Here is a 17,951-nt window from a genome sequence, read left to right on the forward strand (position 1 = left end):
ATCAAACACTCTCGCCTAAAACGTGAGATAGAGGTTGCGATACTTATGAGTATTCTAATGGAGACACAGAGATGTCTATGAACTTAGATGAAAGGAAGTATTGCCGAAATTGATAAATTTCTCTGCATTTATCAATTGGGGCTGTTTTCGAATAGAAACAGAACTGTCATATGTACAGACGTGTACGTATGAAGAGCTATCTACAAAAAAGAGATATCATTTTTTTATGATATTCCTTTTTTGGCGGTTTTTTTATTAGCTCCGTTTTCTGTTTCCCTTTTCCTGTAACAGCACCATCCTCACTTATTTGAGATGGTGTTTTTTGTTTGTCTTTCTGGTAACTACAGGAGTATTGGGGATTTATATATTTCCTAATCTATTCTTAAAAATAGACGAAAGAAGGAATTTGTAATGGAAACAATTGTTCAAAAATTTGGTGGCACTTCTGTCGGAAGCGTCGAACGCATTCAACATGTAGCAAATTTAATTATTGAAGAATATGAACGAGGTCATAGCATTGTCTCTGTCGTTTCAGCAATGGGAAAAAGCACAGATGAACTTGTCGCACTCGCTAACGCTATCACAGAAAATCCAAGTAAACGTGAAATGGATATGCTTCTATCTACAGGAGAACAAGTAACTATTTCATTATTAACAATGGCACTGCAAGCAAAAGGCTATCATGCAATTTCATTAACAGGGTGGCAAGCAGGTATTACGACAGAATCTGTACATAGTAGTGCACGGATTACTGACATTCATACAGATCGTATTCAATCTTATCTTGCTGAAGGTACGATTGTTATCGTAGCTGGTTTCCAAGGTATAAGTGTAGAAAATGAAATTACAACGCTTGGCCGTGGTGGCTCTGATACGACTGCTGTCGCATTAGCTGCTGCACTTAAAGCAAAAAAATGTGATATTTATACGGATGTGACAGGTGTATATACGACGGACCCACGAGTTGTAAAAGATGCTTACAAATTAGACGAAATTTCTTATGACGAAATGTTAGAGCTTGCTAATCTCGGTGCTGGCGTATTACACCCGCGCGCTGTTGAGTTTGCTAAAAATCATAATGTAGTTTTAGAAGTTCGCTCAAGTATGGAACAAGAAAACGGAACAATTGTAAAAGGAGAATGTAACATGGAACAACAATCAATCGTTAAAGGTATTGCATTTGAGGATAACATTACACGTGTCACAATTAAAGGATTAGAACAAGGCTCGCTTTCAACAGTTTTCTCTACATTAGCAGCAGCACACATTAATGTAGATATCATCATTCAAAGTATTACAAATGAAGGAACTGTACACCTCTCCTTCTCCATTCATTCGAATGATTTAAGAGAAACTTTAGAAGTTTTGGAACAAAATCAAGAAACTCTTCACTATGAATCTGTAGAACATGAAAATCACTTAGCAAAAGTATCAATCGTAGGATCTGGCATGGTATCTAACCCAGGTGTCGCTGCAAATATGTTCACTACTTTAAAAGAAGAAGATATTCATATTAAAATGGTAAGTACATCAGAAATTAAAGTGTCTGTCGTTATTGACCGCCTTCATTTAGTAACAGGCGTTGAGGCGCTGCATCAATCATTTATGGCGAAAATTGAGCCTTTAGTGCAAATGAGCTAATCTGATATATTTAGTAATGCTAAAAAAATCATATTAATGTATTACCTTCCTATTAAATAAAAAGCTGTTCGTTAACACGATGCTATATGACATATTAAAAAACACCTTGTCACATTTTCCTATACTGTGACAAGGTGTTTTTGACTGAAAGGAATTTGTAACTACTTAGTAGTATAATTATGAGGATAATTAAATAATAGACTTTTATACATAAGGAGATAAGACTATGGCAAAAAACAAATTACTACGAATGGACAATGTCAGCATCGTTGTAGAATCCCTTGATAACGCAATCTCTTTCTTTGAGGAGATTGGCTTGAATCTCGAAGGTCGAGCCAATGTCGAAGGTGAATGGGCTGGTCGCGTAACTGGACTCGGTTCTCAGTGCGTAGAGATCGCTATGATGGTCACTCCAGATGGCCACAGCCGAATTGAACTTTCGCGATTTCTCACCCCACCTACTATATCAGATCACCGAAATGCTCCTGTAAACGCCCTCGGTTATCTACGCGTCATATTCACCGTTGAAGACATTGACGAAATGGTATCGAGACTCACTAAGCATGGTGCAGAGCTCGTTGGTGAAGTAGTTCAGTATGAGAACTCGTATCGTCTCTGCTACATTCGTGGAGTCGAAGGAATTTTAATCGGTTTAGCGGAAGAACTCGGTAATAAATAAGTAATGTTTTATAAAAAAGAGGGAATAGCTCTATATTTAAGCTATTCCCTCACTTCTATTAAAACAGATGAATGTTTTCTTTTTTACAAGCTGCACGTAAATCGTCAGGCCATACAGAAGATTGAACTTCACCGATATGAGCTTTACGTAAGAAGTACATGCACATTCTTGATTGTCCAATACCACCGCCGATTGTTAATGGTAGTACGTCTTCTAGTATACCTTTATGGAAATCATACTCACGTTTGAAGTCTTCACCAGTTTTCGTTAACTGCTCATCAAGTGATTTACTATCAACACGAATTCCCATTGATGATAATTCAAATGAAGATTGTAGTACTGGGTGCCAGAATAAAATGTCACCGTTTAATTTCCAATCGTCATAATCAGCTGCGCGTCCGTCGTGCTTTTCACCTGAACGAAGTGCATCACCAATTCCGATAATGAAGACTGCACCATGTTCTTTCGCAATTGCATGTTCACGATCTTTCGGTGTTAATTCTGGATATTTATCTTCTAATTCTTGAGAAGTAACGAAAACAATTTCTTCCGGTAAATACTTTCCAAGGAACGGATATTTTTCAAATAAGTGATCTTCTAAATCTTTGAATATTCCATAAATTGTTTGTACTGTTTTTTGTAAGTAATCGACAGTACGCCATTCTTTTTGAACGATTTTTTCCCAATCCCATTGGTCAACGTAAATGGAATGCGTTGCATCAAGTTCTTCATCACGACGAATCGCGTTCATGTTTGTATATAAACCTTCACCAGCTTCATATCCATATTCATGTAATGCAAATCGTTTCCATTTCGCTAGTGAATGAACAATTTCTAATTCTTCTCCTGAATGTAACATATCAAATTCAATTGGACGTTCTACACCGTTTAGGTGATCGTTTAATCCTGATTTTTTCGTTACGAATAATGGTGCAGATACGCGGAATAGTTCAAGGCGTTTTGCTAATTGGTCCTCGAAAAATGTTTTAACTTCCTTAATTGCAATTTGAGTCTCTCTTACTGTCATTAATGATTGATACATGGTGGTTTCCTCCTAAAATGTTTGGATGTTGTGAAAAGAAGCCAACAAAAAAAGCCCTTCTTTCCCAAAAAACTGGGACGAAAGGCTTTGGTTCCGCGGTACCACCCAAATTAGCAACAGAGGTTGCTCACTTATACAATACGGAGATGAAATATCTCGATACTGTTCTTCTTGTAACGGCGAAGTTCCCGGCTAAGTCTACTTTCCTATAAAGGATTTCGGTTAGCAACTCCAGGAGGTTCTTCATAATAGGCTTCGTATCAGGCTCACACCACCCCTGACTCGCTTAAACTACGTCCTACTACTACTCGTCCTTTCATAGTCGTTTTGTTGTCACATCTCTGAAACATTTTATTAATGATTATTCTATACAAAAAATAAAGAAAGTCAACAAAAAGTTTTAAAATATTTTTCAATTCTTTATTTTACGGCTTTATTGATTGTTGTTAATTTAACATCTTTACTTTTTCTGCCTCGTCAATCCAAAAAATGTTTCACTGACCGAAACTAACGTATAAACAATAATTAATGTGATCGTTCGGAATATAGAATCCGCAGTATTTCTTATTATTTTCATTTTCTTTATAATTCCTTTCAGTTTACTTGCAATTTCATGATATACTATAGCATTCAAGCAGTTTATTTTTACTTAAAGCAATCATAGTCATTTATAAAGAGTATTTTCTAAATCATTGACTATTATCAAATAAGATTTTTATATAACGGAGTGATCATATGAGTAAAACGAAAGCAAAACCGAAAAAAGGTGTAGGACAAGGTACAGGAAGTAAAGGATGGAACCGTTGGCAATCAAGTGCAAAGAAAAAGGCAGCTGCCAAACCATACAAAAGTAAAGGTACAAAGAAGTAATTTAAATAACATTTGATTTCTTTACTTTGTACAAAACAAAATATAATTATTACAACAAAAAAGCTATGCCCTCATAAATTTGAAGGCATAGCTTTTTTATATTAAATCATTAAAATATCTCGAATTTCTTCCTCTGTGATTGAGGACAATTTCCCTTCTCCCGGCTCAATCACTTCAGCGATTAAATTTTTCTTACTTTCTTGCAGTTCATGCATTTTCTCCTCAATTGTTCCCTGAGCTACTAGCTTTATAACTTGCACTGTATTTTTTTGTCCCATTCGATACGCTCTATCGGCCGCTTGTTGTTCAACAGCTGGATTCCACCATAAATCGTATAATATTACTGTATCTGCACCAGTTAAATTAAGTCCGGTACCACCAGCTTTTAAAGAAATGAGAAATAGATCTCCTTCTCCTTCGTTAAACCGATCGCACAGCTCTACACGTTCCTGCGCTGGTGTACTCCCGTCTAAATAAAAGTATGGAATTGCTTGTCGATTTAACTCACGACCAATAATGGAAAGCATCTTCGTAAATTGAGAAAAAATTAATATTCTCTTCCCTGTACTTCTACATTCCTCTAAAATCTCTAACAGTTGTTCAAATTTAGCTGAACTTCCTTTGTAATCATCAACAAATAAAGCAGGATGACAACAAATTTGTCGCAATCTCGTTAAACCAGCTAAAATTCTAATTTTATTTTTACGTAACGTATCTTTGTCTAAATGCTTTAACGTTTCTTCCCTTAGCTTCGCTAAATAAGCAGCATAGAGACTCTTTTGATCGGGTAATAACTCCGATGATTGTAAGTGCTCTATTTTCTCTGGCAACTCATTTAATACGTCCCCTTTTAATCGTCTTAATACGAATGGTTTCACTCGCTTCGCTATATCTTCACGCCTTAAATCACCGAACTCTTTTCTTCCTGGTAATAATTCTGGGAAGACGACATGGAAGATAGACCATAGCTCTTCTAATGAATTTTCTACAGGTGTACCCGTTAGCCCAAAACGGTATTCAGCTTGAATTGTTTTCACAGCTCTTGCCGTTTGCGTTGTAGGGTTTTTAAACGCCTGCGCTTCATCAAGGAATAGTGTATGAAATGGTCTTGCATACAATCTTATATCTCTTCTCAGTAATGGATATGACGTAATTACGACATCAAATTCCGTTATATCTTTCAAAATTTTCCGGCGCTCTGCTTGGTTTCCATCTGCAATAACTGCTCTAATATGCGGGGCGAATTTTTTCAATTCACTAAACCAATTATAAACAAGAGATGATGGTGAAACGACTAATATAGGTAGTTTCTTTTCTCGAATCTCAGGCAAAACAGAATCTATAAAAGCAATGCTTTGCAACGTTTTTCCAAGTCCCATATCATCTGCTAAAATACCCCCAAAACGGTAATGAGCAAGTGTTTTCATCCATTCGAACCCATATACTTGATACTTTCTCATTTCTGCATTTAAAGTATTTGGCACAGCAAAATTTAATTTTTTCGGGTTTTGAATGTTTTCTACTAACTCTTGAACAGAATCATCTAAACTTAAAACATTGCCTTCATGAAGTCCGTTCATCCATTTTACACTCCGAATAAGTGGAACATTTACCTCTTCTCCATGTAAAAATTCTTTCCGAATACCTGATTCTTTTATAAACTGATTAATTTCATTAAACTCTTTACTCTCTAGCGATAAAAACGAACCATTCGCCAATCGATAATATTTACGTTTCTCTTCAAGGGCCGCTAATACACCTTTAATTTCTGCTTCTGGTATTCCTTTTATATCAAAACGAAATGACAACCAATCAATTCTTTCTTTTCTTCTCACTCTAATAAGAGGAACTGCATCCCCTTTACTAATTCGCAATTTGATTGCTGTCGTCGCATAAATATCAACTAAACCTTTTAATGTTGGCACGACGTGATATAAAAAGTTATACTCAGCTTCTTCATTATGCATAAAGTAACCGCCTTCTGTTTTTGCAAAGGCACTTTCACTCATAATGTCTAAAATCTCTTTTTCCTTTTTCTCATCACGATTAAAAACAGACGGCTGTCCATCCTCTTCTAGCGGATTAATCATGACGTTCCCATAGTGAAATTCAAGACCTGCTAATAAGCGACTTTTCACGCGGTCTAAATACAATTTCGCTTTTAGCGAAGGTGTTTCAACACGATCCGATATTACTTCATCAATGTGTACAGTTCCGAGCTTCATTAATCCTGGTACAACTTTCGCGACGAAATGTTCCATCTTACTTTCTGGAATATAAAACTGATTACTATTTGAGCGACTCATCATCTTTTGTAATTCAATAAGTCGCATACAATCTTCAATGTGTAAGTGATATAATTTCCCATCGTAAAGTGCATTGTTATACATATCCATAACTTGTACACGATTTAGACCATCTATATGAAGTGTAAATCCGCCATTATTTCCCTTCGTAAATTCAAAGTGTAACGGCAACAAACCTTTTGAAACTTGTAATCCCTGAAACAGTTGTTCATTTTGTTTCAGCTGTACATATTCAACTTTAGAAAGTGAAGAGAGCATATCCTTCCACGAAGCTGGCGGTATAAATATCATACTTTCATCTTGTTTCGCATGTACTTCTAGCGTATCTTCATACATTTTTTCATTATGATACATTTTAATGAGCTGCTGAATAATTGCATCCGTTTCTTGTTTAAAACTATGTACATCTGGTGTATATGTAAATTCATTTGAACAATGAAAAAATTCCCTTTTCTCCACCTTAGAAAGAAATTCTCTAATATGATTTATGAAATACACTTTGGCAAGTTTCAATTGAATTCCAAGAAGAGCCCCACCACTTCTCGTAGCTACTGGTGTACATATAAACTCAATATCTAATATTTCACGTGTATCAAAACGGTGTTGTTTACTTTTTGGCCTCAGTGGTTTGTCTGCAAACAGCTGAAACATACCACTTGTCAATTGATCATTTCTGCTACTAGTGGAGCTCATTCCACCTGTTTGTTGATTATAGTTTATTTGTATTAATACTGCTGCAACATGTTGACAGTACGTTTGAAAAGACGCTAATGAAGGACAACTACATTTTGCAACAACATCACCCTTTTTGGCTTTTGCTACTGTAACATGGAAATCCTCGTTCCCTTTTACTGTCGCCTCACAAATTTCTTTATTTTCATCGTACTGATCTATTATCACTTTATTTGATTTATAATAGGCTTCACCTCTTTTATATGAGGTCTCTCCGCACACTTCTTTAATAATCGATTTATTCAATGTGAAACTCATCGCTTTGACACTTCCTTAATATAAAACCATTTTCTCTTACTTAACATTTTACATGCTCCACGAGAAAATATAAAATGTTGATTTAACAAAAGAAGATGCTTATTTATAAGCATCTTCTTCACTCTATCTCCATCAACCTCTTCGCCTCAAAATACAATACTTGAATAAACTTCTTCGTATTAATTCGCGTATGACCAGAAGATGCGAGTTCATCTTTCGTCATTTCTGTCATCCGTTTTCTAACTACGGTAAAATCGAAAAATTTTGGAGCATAGCTTTCAAATTTTGGATTTGAAAAGTCTGTTAATCCTAAAGAAGCCAAATGATTTAACGACTGATAAATAGCTCGACGTACTCTTTGTTCAGACGCTTTTTTCTCTTTATCAATATCCGCCTCTAAAGCTAAATCCCCTAATTTTCTTATCGTAATATGATGGAAAATTTCTTTTAACGCAGGAAAGCCAAACTCAAATGTCTGTGCCTTTTCTTGACCATATAAATATTCCAGCATACTAAGTAAATCTTTACTTCCATTCTCTCCCGCAATACCGAGTTCTGATAGTAAAAAGCGCCCTAAATCCCCTATCTTTTTTCCTTCTTGCACTGGTTCAGTACGCAATTGCGGTTTTTCCCACTGAAACACGTTATTCAATGATTTTTGAATATCGTGTATAGAACGCTCCAATCTAATACGCTCCATCACTTTGCGTACAACCGATACAACTTCGATTTTATTTAATGGTTTTGTAATATAATATTCTACACCAAGTGTATATGCCTCACCTATAAGCTGCTTCGATTCCACTTGAGAAATCATAATGATTTTCCCCGTGAAAGTTGACGCAATGTGACGAACTGTTTCAATTCCGTCCCTCATCGGCATCAACAAATCAATAAATAAAATATCTACTTTTTTAAAATTTAGTTGATCCGCCTCAATAAAAGCTCCGTCATCCGCCTCACCAATTACTTCTCCAAGATCTCCATCTTCAATAATTTGCGAAAGCATCGAACGGAAAACTTCATCATCGTCTACGATATAATAAAACAAATCTATTCCCCTTCCCGCTTTAAACTACCCTCCGGTAAACAAACGATAAACTTACATCCTCTTTTATTTTCTCGGCCTTCTAATCTCACTTCTCCGCCTAGCTCTGTTACCATTTCATTTATGTAAGAAAGCCCAATACCAGTTGACGGTGTTCCCGTTTGATCATACTTGGAAGTAAACCCTGGCTTAAATACTAATTTCTTATACTTTTGTGCAATACCAGGTCCATCGTCAATTACTTCAAAAAATATATGTTGATCTCTTTTATATAGCTTAATAATAACGACACCTTTATCTTCAATTGCTTCAACTGCATTTGCAGCGAGGTTATTAAAAATTGATAGAACTGTATACACGTGATATGCAGCATGCTCACCTTCTATATGTTTAGAAAAACGTATATCCTTTTCTAGCATTTCAGCATACTTCTCGTTTATTCTAACAATCATTTCTGCTAACTCATGTCCTTCTACATATTCAGCCACATTTTTATCTAATAACAGTTTAGATAATCCTGCAAATATCCTTTGATTATCCTTTTTTATTTCATGCACTTCCCCCGCTATTTTCAATGCTGTTTTACTACTTGAATCAGCGCTTACTTGTAAATTTCGATATAGTTGATATGCTTCTTGTGTAATTAACTCCGCATTTTGTAACGTCTTTTTCAAATGAACAGATTCCACATATAAATTAGAAAGATGCATTAACATATTTTCATTTTCTTTTCGAACTTGCGATTCTTTTAATTTCGTTTCATATAAATTCATCATATTTAAAAAACCAAGTGCAAAGAAACTACGAAAAATAGCAATAATGATGAGTTTATTTACTTCAGAAATCGTTATTATTGTACCTAGTACTAACATGTGATAAAACGCAAGTTCTGACATACTTGCAACAATTTCAATTGAAATTCCAAGGCATCCAATAATGATTGGTTGCTGATGGAACTTATTTACCCTGCAAAGCGAAAAAAAACTGCCATAAATAAAATAATAGAAGAACACAGGATAACGCAAATAAAATGATTCTGTCATATGAAATGAACCTTGCATGATCCAGTCAAGACATACTCGGAATAAGACTACAGATATACCAACAAGAATACCTGCAACTCCTGCTGGTACTCTTCTTAAAAATAATAATAAAAAGAAGAATAGCGGTGTACCGAAGCTAACTCGAAACGTATCATTAAAGGGATGAAAGTTCAGCTCCCCAGCAATCGGAACAACGACCATTAATATAATTAAAAGGGACATATCTTTCTTCCATAATTGATTCCAATTCAAAGGTGACACTTCCTATACTTTTTTTCAGTAGTAAAAGCGAAAGCCCGCTTATTGTTATAAACGGGCTTTTTTTCTATATTCTAACCTTTTCTACCGCTTTTATTTGGCGATACTCTGGCTTCCACATTGCTTCTTTCACTGCCATCTTGATATCGTTATCACTTAAGTTCACTCTTGCAACACCTTCTGCAACTGCAACTTTAGCTACTTCAATTGCAACCATTTCTGAGATATTACGTAATTCTTCGACCTCTGGTAAAATAGGTGCTCCTGGCTGACTTGTATCTACCATACTGGCAACTGCTTCAGCTGCTGCTGCGAACATTCCATCCGTCATGACGCTTGCTCGTACTACAATTGTTCCAAGACCAAGACCTGGGAAAATCAGTGCATTATTTGATTGTCCAATCACATAAGTTACACCGTTATATGTAACTGGTTCAAATGGACTTCCTGTTGCAACTAACGCTCTTCCTTCTGTCCACTCGATTAAATCTGCTGGTTTTGCTTCAGCAAGTGGCGTCGGATTCGACATTGGTAAAATAATTGGTCTTTCTACGTGAGAAGCCATTTCTTTAATAATCTCTTCTTTAAATGCACCTGCAACAGTAGATGTACCAATTAAAATTGTCGGTTTTACATGTTTCACAACTTCAGCAAGTCCGATCACATCATTTTGCTTCCACCCACTTACTTCTACTTCTTTTCTTGCGTACGGAATTTGGAAATCAAGAAGATCTTCCATATTATCTGTAACTAACCCGTTACGATCAATACACCAGAAACGCTTATATGATTCTTCTTCAGATACGCCTACGCGGACCATCGCATCTCTAACTTGATCTGCGATACCGATTCCAGCCGTACCAGCACCAAATACAACAACGCGGTGTTCACTTAGCGGTACACCAGAAGCTTTCACTGCCGATAATACTGCCGCAAGTGAAACTGCACCTGTACCTTGAATATCATCATTAAACGTACAAACATCATGACGATATTTATCTAAAATTTTTCGTGCGTTACGAGAGCTAAAGTCTTCCCAATGTAAAAGTGCTTTCGGGAATTGTTTGTTTACCGCTTGTACAAACGTATCAATAAATTCATCGTAAGCTTTACCTGTTATACGAGGGTGACGATTTCCAATATAAAATGGATTGTTTAATAGCTCCTCACGGTTTGTACCTACATCTAAAATTACCGGTAATACACGACTAGGATCGATTCCAACTGCAGCAGTGTAAACAGCTAATTTTCCGATTGCGATGTTAATACCACCAACGCCCCAGTCACCAATTCCTAATATGCCTTCTCCATCTGTTACAACGACTAAATCAATGTTCTCAGCTGTTGCACCGATATTCGTGAATGCTTCTTCGATACCTGATGGATCGTTAATTGATAAATAAACACCACGTGGTTTACGATATTCATGACTATATCTTTGAATTGCTACACCGACAGTTGGTGTATATACAATCGGTAACATTTCACGTAAATGATCTGTTAATATACGATAAAATAATACTTCATTTCGATCATGTAACGCAGTTAAGTATACATTCTTTAATAAATCATCCGGCTGAGAACTAAATTGTTCGTATGCTCGGCGTGCCTGTTCTTCTAACGTTAAAACCGCTGGCGGTAATAACCCTTTTAAACCTAACTCTTCTCTTTCATTTTGTGTGAAAGCTACCCCTTTATTTAAAAGTGGTGTTGATAATACTTCTGCTCCTCTTAATGTTGTTTCTAATGCACCATTAGAAGCTACTGTAAACTTGCTCATAACATCCCTACCTCTATTCATATATAGCATTTCTATATTGTAAACAAAAAAGAGGGGATTGTCCCCCCTCTTCTTTTAATTTTTCTTTAAAAGAGTTGCTCCTGCAATCCCTGGATGTGTCATTTCGAATGGATCTAGAATTAACTCTAAGTCTTCTTGTGACAATACACCATTTTTCACACAAAGTTCTCGAACGGATTGGCCTGTTGCAATTGCTTCTTTCGCAACGCGAGCTGCTGCTTCATAACCGATATGAGGGTTCACGGCTGTAATAATTCCTACACTTTTCTCAACATACTCTTTTAAGCGATCTTCATTCGCTTCAATTCCTTTTAAGCAATTATCTGTAAAGGCACGGAAACCGTTATTCATAATGCTAATCGATTGAAGTAAGTTGAAAACAAGTACTGGTTCCATCACGTTTAATTCTAATTGTCCTGCTTCTGAAGCAAGGCAAATTGTATGGTCATTACCAATTACTTGGAACGCAATTTGATTAATTACTTCTGGCATAACAGGGTTTACTTTCCCTGGCATAATAGATGAACCTGGTTGACGAGCTGGTAACATAATTTCCGCTAAACCAACACGCGGACCTGATGCCATTAAGCGAAGGTCATTCGCAATTTTAGACATATTCATCATACATACTTTAAGCGCTGCAGATACTTCAGTATAAGCATCCGTATTTTGCGTCGCATCTACTAAATCTTCTGCACCAACAAGCGGTAATTCACTAATTGCAGCTAAATGTTTTACAACTGCTTCAATATATTCTGAATCTGCATTTAAGCCTGTACCAACTGCAGTTGCTCCCATGTTCACTTCATATAAGTGTTGACGTGATTGCTGAATGCGTTTCATATCACGTTCAAGTACACGTGAGTACGCTTTAAATTCTTGTCCAAGGCGAATTGGCACAGCGTCTTGTAAATGTGTACGTCCCATTTTAATCACATGATCGAACTGTTCGGCTTTTAATTCAAATACATCATGCATATAACCCATCGTTTGTAATAAGCCTTCTAATGCATTTAACGTTGCGATATGAATCGCCGTTGGGAATGCATCATTTGTTGATTGGGCCATATTTACATGACTATTTGGACTAATATAATGATAGTCTCCCTTTTCCATTCCTAATAATTCAAGAGCACGATTGGCAATGACTTCATTTGCATTCATGTTCATTGAAGTACCCGCTCCGCCTTGGATTGGATCTACGATGAAATGATCATGCCATTTTCCATCAAGAATTTCTTGAGCAGCTTCTGCGATCGCACCGCCCTTGTTTAATTCCAATCTTCCTACATCTGTATTCGCAAGCGCTGCAGCTTTTTTTACAACTGCGAACGCTTTAATTAAACCTTCATGGATTTTGTATCCTGTAATTGGGAAGTTTTCAACTGCACGCATTGTTTGTACGCCGTAGTATGCATAGTTTGGTACTTCTTTTTCACCTAAAAAATCTTTTTCAATTCGAACACCATTTTTAACTTCAGTTAATGTTGCCATGATTATTCACTCCTTAACGATTTCTTATGCTGCTTTTGTTTCTTTGACTGTTTCTACATATTGTTTTGCTTTCTCATTATCGAATTCGCCTTCCCACTTCGACATAACAATGGCCGCTAATGCATTTCCTAATACATTGACAGATGAGCGAATCATATCTAAAATGCGGTCAATTCCCGCAATTAATGCGATACCTTCTAGTGGTAACCCCATTGAACCTAACGTTGCTAATACAACAACGAACGATGCACCTGGAACTCCCGCCATACCTTTGGATGTTAACATGAGAACGAATAATAACGTTATTTGCTCCGTTAGTGACATGTGCACACCGTACATTTGTGCAACAAACAATGCCGCTAACGCTTGATAAATAGCCGATCCAGTCAAGTTAAATGTATAACCTGTCGGAATTACGAAAGAGGCAACTGCCTTTGGACAACCGAACTCTTCCATTTTTCTCATTATATTAGGTAAAACAGCTTCTGAACTTGCTGTCGTAAATGAAAGAATCAATTCTTCTTTTAAAATTTTTATTAATGTAAAAATGTTTACTCCAACCATTCGTGCATTAATACCTAATACAATCACAACGAATAGTATAACAGTTACGTATACAGCTAGCACTAGTTTTCCTAGCGGAAGTAGTGTTGCTACACCAAATTTTGCAACCGTAACGGCAATTAATGCGAATACACCAAATGGTGCAAATTTCATAACTTGATTTGTAACCCAAAACATGGCTTCGAGTACGCCTTCAAAAAAGTTAAAGACAGGCTTTCCTTTTTCCCCAATTGCCGCAACTCCTAAGCCGAATAATACTGAGAAGAATATAATCGGTAATAGGTCACCTTGTGCAATCGATTCAAATACGTTTTTCGGTACAATGTGAACAATTGTCTCAGCGAAACCTTTCTTCTCTGTTGCATCTGCAGTTTGTTTATAAGAAGAAATATCACTTTGCTGTAAATTACTCATATCAACACCAGTACCTGGTTGGAATATATTCGCTGCAAGTAATCCCATTAAAATAGCAATCGTCGTAATAATTTCGAAATAAAGAATTGTCTTACCACCCAGTTTCCCAAGCTTCTTCATATCTCCTACACCAGCTACTGCAACAATTAATGCTGAAATAACAATTGGTACTACAATCATCTTAATTAAGTGAATAAATATATCCCCAATTGGTGTGATATAAGAAATCGCCGTTTTATTGCCATAAAAGACTGCCCCTACTACAATCCCTAAAACAAGCGCGACAAAAATTTGTGTTGCCAATCCGAATTTTTTCATTTATGTTCATCCCCTTCATGCGAACGCTTTCAATTTGAATTTATAAAAGCTACTCACACATCTTATAAGCGAACCTACAAAATCATACAAAAACCTACAAGTTCGTCACAAAAAATTCAAATATTTTTCTTCTTTTTTTCATTGACACCATTTTGTTAAAAAACGATAAAATAAACTTGATAAGTAATCAGATTGTTTCGTATAATCAAAAAGATATATACTTAAAACAAATCAAAATGAAAAGGAGTGGATGTTATGAAAAACTATACAAAGCAATTCGTCCTATCTTCTTCTTTTCTTTTTCATTTTCTTAAAAAGGAACAAAGGCATTCGCCTTTGTTCCTTTTTTATTGCGATCTATATAGGGGGAATTGTTATGAGGCCATATAAACGTGTCTTAATTAAATTAAGCGGCGGTGCACTTGCCGATCAAACTGGAAATAGCTTTAACTCCAAACGATTAGAACATATCGCAAACGAAATTTTATCCATTGTTGATTTAGGTATCGAAGTATCCATCGTCATCGGTGGCGGTAATATTTTTAGGGGGCATCTAGCTGAAGAGTGGGGAATTGATCGCGTAGAAGCTGATAATATCGGTACACTAGGTACAATCATTAACAGCTTAATGCTTCGCGGTGTTTTAACAAGTAAAACAAATAGAGAAGTACGCGTTATGACGTCCATTCCATTTAATGCAGTAGCTGAACCATACATTCGCTTACGTGCAGTCCACCATTTAGATAACGGCTATATCGTTATCTTTGGAGGCGGAAACGGGCAACCGTTCGTGACAACAGATTATCCAAGTGTACAAAGGGCTATTGAAATGAATAGTGATGCCATATTAGTCGCAAAACAAGGTGTCGATGGTGTTTTTACAAGTGATCCAAAGCATAACAAATCAGCAAAAATGTACAGCAAACTAAACTATAATGATGTCGTTAGACAAAATATACAAGTCATGGATCAAGCGGCATTACTGCTTGCCCGGGACTATAATTTACCAGCACATGTCTTTAACTTTGATGAGCCTGGAGTGATGAAAAAAATATGTTTAGGTGAACATGTGGGGACGTTGATTAATGATGATGTTACGATGCTGGTGCATGAAAAATAATGATTTCCCACCAAAAAGGGTGCCTTTTGTAGGCACCCTTTCCTAATCCATCATCACAAATAGAACTCAACCAATCCCGCCACTTTCTCCTTACAACGCTCCCAAAAAGATAACTTTTCAAAAAACTCTTTCGTCATTTCTTTCGAATCATGAAAATCCTCTGTTAACGCCTTATTAACTTGTCCTACAATAGGACCACCATAAATATAAAAATTCATTTCATCATTTATATTGAAGCTACGCGAAGTAAAGTTTGTTGTACCAATAACGGTTAATTCATTATCAATAAGCATTAATTTGCCATGGAACATTCCTTTTTTATACCCATATACAGTAATCCCATTATTAACAGCTTGACGTATGTATGGATACGCCGCTTCTTTTATAAGAGGTAGATCTGGTTTATATGACCAAAGTATTTTTACTGTAACACCACGCTTTTGTGCTGCGATTAAAGCATTCATGGACTCTTTATTTTTTGCTATAAAATACGGCGTTGCAATTACAATGGAGTGCTGAGCTTGTTTTATGAGCTCTATATATTTTTCAGCAACGTAATGCCCATTGTAACTAGTCATAGTATGTAATGTATTCCCTTTACTAGCTTTATTCGTACTCCTCTTTATCTCTTCTTTCGTATCTCGTTTCCAATCTAAAGCGAATTGCTGTTCTAAATCTTTTGCTCCTTCTCCTTTAAGCCGTACATGATAATCACGCCAATATCCAAATCGCTTATCTTTCCCTAAGTACTCATCTCCTATATTAAATCCGCCTGTATAGCCAATATCCCCATCAATCGTCGTAATACGGCGATGATTACGATGGTGAAGTGAATAAAATCCGAATGGCAATGCAGGTTTTCTACTATATGTAAAATGCACACCACTTTCCCGTAATTCATTTATCATCTTTCTTTCAAATGATAAATCATTCATGCGATCAACTGATAAATAGACGTTTGCTCCTTCTTTTGCCTTCTCTTTTAATAAGTTTAAAAAAGTATGACTACTTTTATCATCCGACAAAATGAAGAAATAAGTGTAGATGGAGCTTTTCGCTTTTTTAATATCTTCAAATAGCTGCTCATATAATGATTTCCCTTCTACATATAATTGAAAATCACTATAATGAGGCGCATACTCTGTCGGCATGTTTTTTCCAGCTTCCATTTTCCTACCTAAGGTAACATCGATATGCATACAAATTAAAATAAAAACGAAAATAGCAATAATAATAGAAGTAACTCTTAATATTTTTTTAATCATTTTGGTTTCCTTCCAATCATATTCCTTACTATTTCGTAGTGTTTCATTTAAATATGTTTTCATACGAAATGTATTTCTTATTTTTATTGATACTAAACAGTTAAAGGAGATACGAATATGAGAAAAGGAAAAACTCCTATTGTTTTTATCCCAGGTCTTTTCGGTTCAATGAGCAATATTATTATTCCCGGCACTGGTAATTGGAGTTTTGGACTTTCTGCATTTGTTTACGAACCATTCATCATGATGCTAGAAAGTATGGGGTACGAACGAAATAAAGACTTGTTCATCTGTTTTTATGACTGGCGGCAGCGCATTGTTCTTTCTACACAAAAATATTTATTACAAACGATTGCTTATGCTAAAAAGATTACAGGTTGCGATAAACTAAATTTAATTTGTCATAGTATGGGCGGCCTTCTTGGACGTTCTTACGTTCAAAGTGACGAATATAAAAATGATGTGAATCAACTTATAATACTCTGCACACCAAACGCTGGATCTCCACCAAATTATAGTTATTGGACTGGAGGCAGTCTCCCTATCCATGCCTCTTCTAAAATAAATATCGTTCATTTTTATATGGAACAATATATTTGTTACTTAAGCATCTTACATAAAATCAATAAAGTTGAGGCGATACACATTTACTTTCCAGGATTACAAGATGTTATTCCTTGTAAAGATTACGGAAATTATTTATTTATAAAATCCGACTCTTCTATTACATTTCTTCCTTATAGTAAGATGAAAATGAAAAACCCTTTCCTCGATATATTAAATACAAATAGATTTATTATACAAAAAAGAAATATTGAAACGACACTCATTGCCGGAGATGGAGAGGAAACAACTCAATATTTACAAGTCGTCCCTTCACATTCCAAACTGAAATGGACAGACGGCAAAGTCGTCGGTGATTTACTTACAAAACATGGTGACGGTAACGCTGTTCTACATAGCGTTTTTCTTCTAGAGGGAAATAAATATGTTTTGCATGCTTCACATAACGAAGTGCTCTACAAAAGCATTCCTATACTACAAAAGATACTCTAAGTTTCAAACAAAAAAGTATGGCATTAAGCCACACCTTTTCAC

General features: G+C 35.9%; 13 protein-coding genes, 1 riboswitch and 1 other annotated feature. Of the genes, 5 read left to right on the top strand and 8 right to left on the bottom strand.

All coding sequences use genetic code 11. From position 1 onward, the window contains the following. The first annotated feature begins 20 nt into the window (after nucleotides 1-20). A riboswitch (Lysine riboswitch) is annotated at nucleotides 21-207 on the top strand. A gap of 204 nt (nucleotides 208-411) precedes the next feature. Then, a complete protein-coding gene (locus ABWK52_RS05600; protein ID WP_000448032.1) occupies nucleotides 412-1,641 on the top strand; it encodes an aspartate kinase in 1,230 nt (409 codons plus the stop codon). A gap of 226 nt (nucleotides 1,642-1,867) precedes the next feature. Beyond that, on the top strand, nucleotides 1,868-2,320 hold the full coding sequence (locus ABWK52_RS05605) for a VOC family protein (RefSeq protein ID WP_098541478.1): 453 nt from the start codon (nucleotides 1,868-1,870) through the stop codon (nucleotides 2,318-2,320). A 58-nt stretch (nucleotides 2,321-2,378) separates the two neighbouring features. On the opposite strand, the gene asnA is transcribed toward ABWK52_RS05605, so the two are convergent. After that, nucleotides 2,379-3,362, bottom strand: coding sequence for an aspartate--ammonia ligase (gene asnA, locus ABWK52_RS05610; RefSeq protein WP_000284914.1), 984 nt, complete (start codon nucleotides 3,360-3,362; stop codon nucleotides 2,379-2,381). A 70-nt stretch (nucleotides 3,363-3,432) separates the two neighbouring features. Next, nucleotides 3,433-3,691, bottom strand: a binding site (T-box leader). Between the two features lie 406 nt (nucleotides 3,692-4,097). Between asnA and ABWK52_RS05615 the strand changes: the two genes are divergently transcribed. Next, entirely contained in the window at nucleotides 4,098-4,232 is a 135-nt protein-coding gene (locus ABWK52_RS05615; RefSeq protein ID WP_000047588.1) for a DUF3934 domain-containing protein, read from the top strand. Between the two features lie 101 nt (nucleotides 4,233-4,333). On the opposite strand, the gene ABWK52_RS05620 is transcribed toward ABWK52_RS05615, so the two are convergent. The 6 genes from ABWK52_RS05620 to ABWK52_RS05645 form a co-directional block, all read right to left on the bottom strand. Then, on the bottom strand, nucleotides 4,334-7,528 hold the full coding sequence (locus ABWK52_RS05620; protein WP_098541476.1) for a DEAD/DEAH box helicase: 3,195 nt from the start codon (nucleotides 7,526-7,528) through the stop codon (nucleotides 4,334-4,336). A gap of 118 nt (nucleotides 7,529-7,646) precedes the next feature. Further along, the gene (locus tag ABWK52_RS05625; protein ID WP_000500302.1) at nucleotides 7,647-8,579 is read right to left on the bottom strand and encodes a response regulator; all 933 of its coding nucleotides are present in this window, start codon (nucleotides 8,577-8,579) and stop codon (nucleotides 7,647-7,649) included. Nucleotides 8,580-8,581: 2 nt separating this feature from the next. Then, nucleotides 8,582-9,880, bottom strand: coding sequence for a sensor histidine kinase (locus ABWK52_RS05630; protein ID WP_098541475.1), 1,299 nt, complete (start codon nucleotides 9,878-9,880; stop codon nucleotides 8,582-8,584). 64 nt (nucleotides 9,881-9,944) lie between these two features. After that, complete coding sequence (malS, locus tag ABWK52_RS05635; protein WP_002100899.1) at nucleotides 9,945-11,657, bottom strand: oxaloacetate-decarboxylating malate dehydrogenase; 1,713 nt, start codon at nucleotides 11,655-11,657, stop codon at nucleotides 9,945-9,947. Between the two features lie 75 nt (nucleotides 11,658-11,732). Then, nucleotides 11,733-13,172, bottom strand: coding sequence for an aspartate ammonia-lyase (aspA, locus tag ABWK52_RS05640; RefSeq protein WP_086423778.1), 1,440 nt, complete (start codon nucleotides 13,170-13,172; stop codon nucleotides 11,733-11,735). A 24-nt stretch (nucleotides 13,173-13,196) separates the two neighbouring features. Beyond that, a complete protein-coding gene (locus ABWK52_RS05645) occupies nucleotides 13,197-14,468 on the bottom strand; it encodes a cation:dicarboxylate symporter family transporter (RefSeq protein WP_000713291.1) in 1,272 nt (423 codons plus the stop codon). A gap of 376 nt (nucleotides 14,469-14,844) precedes the next feature. Here ABWK52_RS05645 and pyrH point away from each other — a divergent pair, with 376 nt between their 5' ends. After that, a complete protein-coding gene (gene pyrH / locus ABWK52_RS05650) occupies nucleotides 14,845-15,588 on the top strand; it encodes a UMP kinase (RefSeq protein WP_001248059.1) in 744 nt (247 codons plus the stop codon). A 53-nt stretch (nucleotides 15,589-15,641) separates the two neighbouring features. Here the strand turns inward: pyrH and cls are convergent, their stop codons facing one another. Further along, nucleotides 15,642-16,853, bottom strand: coding sequence for a cardiolipin synthase (gene cls, locus ABWK52_RS05655; RefSeq protein WP_097842585.1), 1,212 nt, complete (start codon nucleotides 16,851-16,853; stop codon nucleotides 15,642-15,644). Between the two features lie 117 nt (nucleotides 16,854-16,970). Here cls and ABWK52_RS05660 point away from each other — a divergent pair, with 117 nt between their 5' ends. Next, the gene (locus tag ABWK52_RS05660; RefSeq protein ID WP_058839106.1) at nucleotides 16,971-17,909 is read left to right on the top strand and encodes an esterase/lipase family protein; all 939 of its coding nucleotides are present in this window, start codon (nucleotides 16,971-16,973) and stop codon (nucleotides 17,907-17,909) included. Nucleotides 17,910-17,951: the final 42 nt, after the last annotated feature.

It is taken from the genome of Bacillus sp. AP50 (assembly GCF_040492675.1).
GTDB lineage: Bacteria > Bacillota > Bacilli > Bacillales > Bacillaceae_G > Bacillus_A > Bacillus_A cereus.

Bases quoted from the DNA above. Each gene is read 5' to 3' on its own strand.
- ABWK52_RS05620 (WP_098541476.1), bottom strand. From the start codon at position 7,528: ATGAGTTTCACATTGAATAAATCGATTATTAAAGAAGTGTGCGGAGAG.
- aspA (WP_086423778.1), bottom strand. From the start codon at position 13,172: ATGGCAACATTAACTGAAGTTAAAAATGGTGTTCGAATTGAAAAAGAT.
- cls (WP_097842585.1), bottom strand. From the start codon at position 16,853: ATGATTAAAAAAATATTAAGAGTTACTTCTATTATTATTGCTATTTTC.
- ABWK52_RS05605 (WP_098541478.1), top strand. From the start codon at position 1,868: ATGGCAAAAAACAAATTACTACGAATGGACAATGTCAGCATCGTTGTA.
- ABWK52_RS05600 (WP_000448032.1), top strand. From the start codon at position 412: ATGGAAACAATTGTTCAAAAATTTGGTGGCACTTCTGTCGGAAGCGTC.
- malS (WP_002100899.1), bottom strand. From the start codon at position 11,657: ATGAGCAAGTTTACAGTAGCTTCTAATGGTGCATTAGAAACAACATTA.
- ABWK52_RS05645 (WP_000713291.1), bottom strand. From the start codon at position 14,468: ATGAAAAAATTCGGATTGGCAACACAAATTTTTGTCGCGCTTGTTTTA.
- pyrH (WP_001248059.1), top strand. From the start codon at position 14,845: ATGAGGCCATATAAACGTGTCTTAATTAAATTAAGCGGCGGTGCACTT.
- ABWK52_RS05615 (WP_000047588.1), top strand. From the start codon at position 4,098: ATGAGTAAAACGAAAGCAAAACCGAAAAAAGGTGTAGGACAAGGTACA.
- ABWK52_RS05660 (WP_058839106.1), top strand. From the start codon at position 16,971: ATGAGAAAAGGAAAAACTCCTATTGTTTTTATCCCAGGTCTTTTCGGT.
- asnA (WP_000284914.1), bottom strand. From the start codon at position 3,362: ATGTATCAATCATTAATGACAGTAAGAGAGACTCAAATTGCAATTAAG.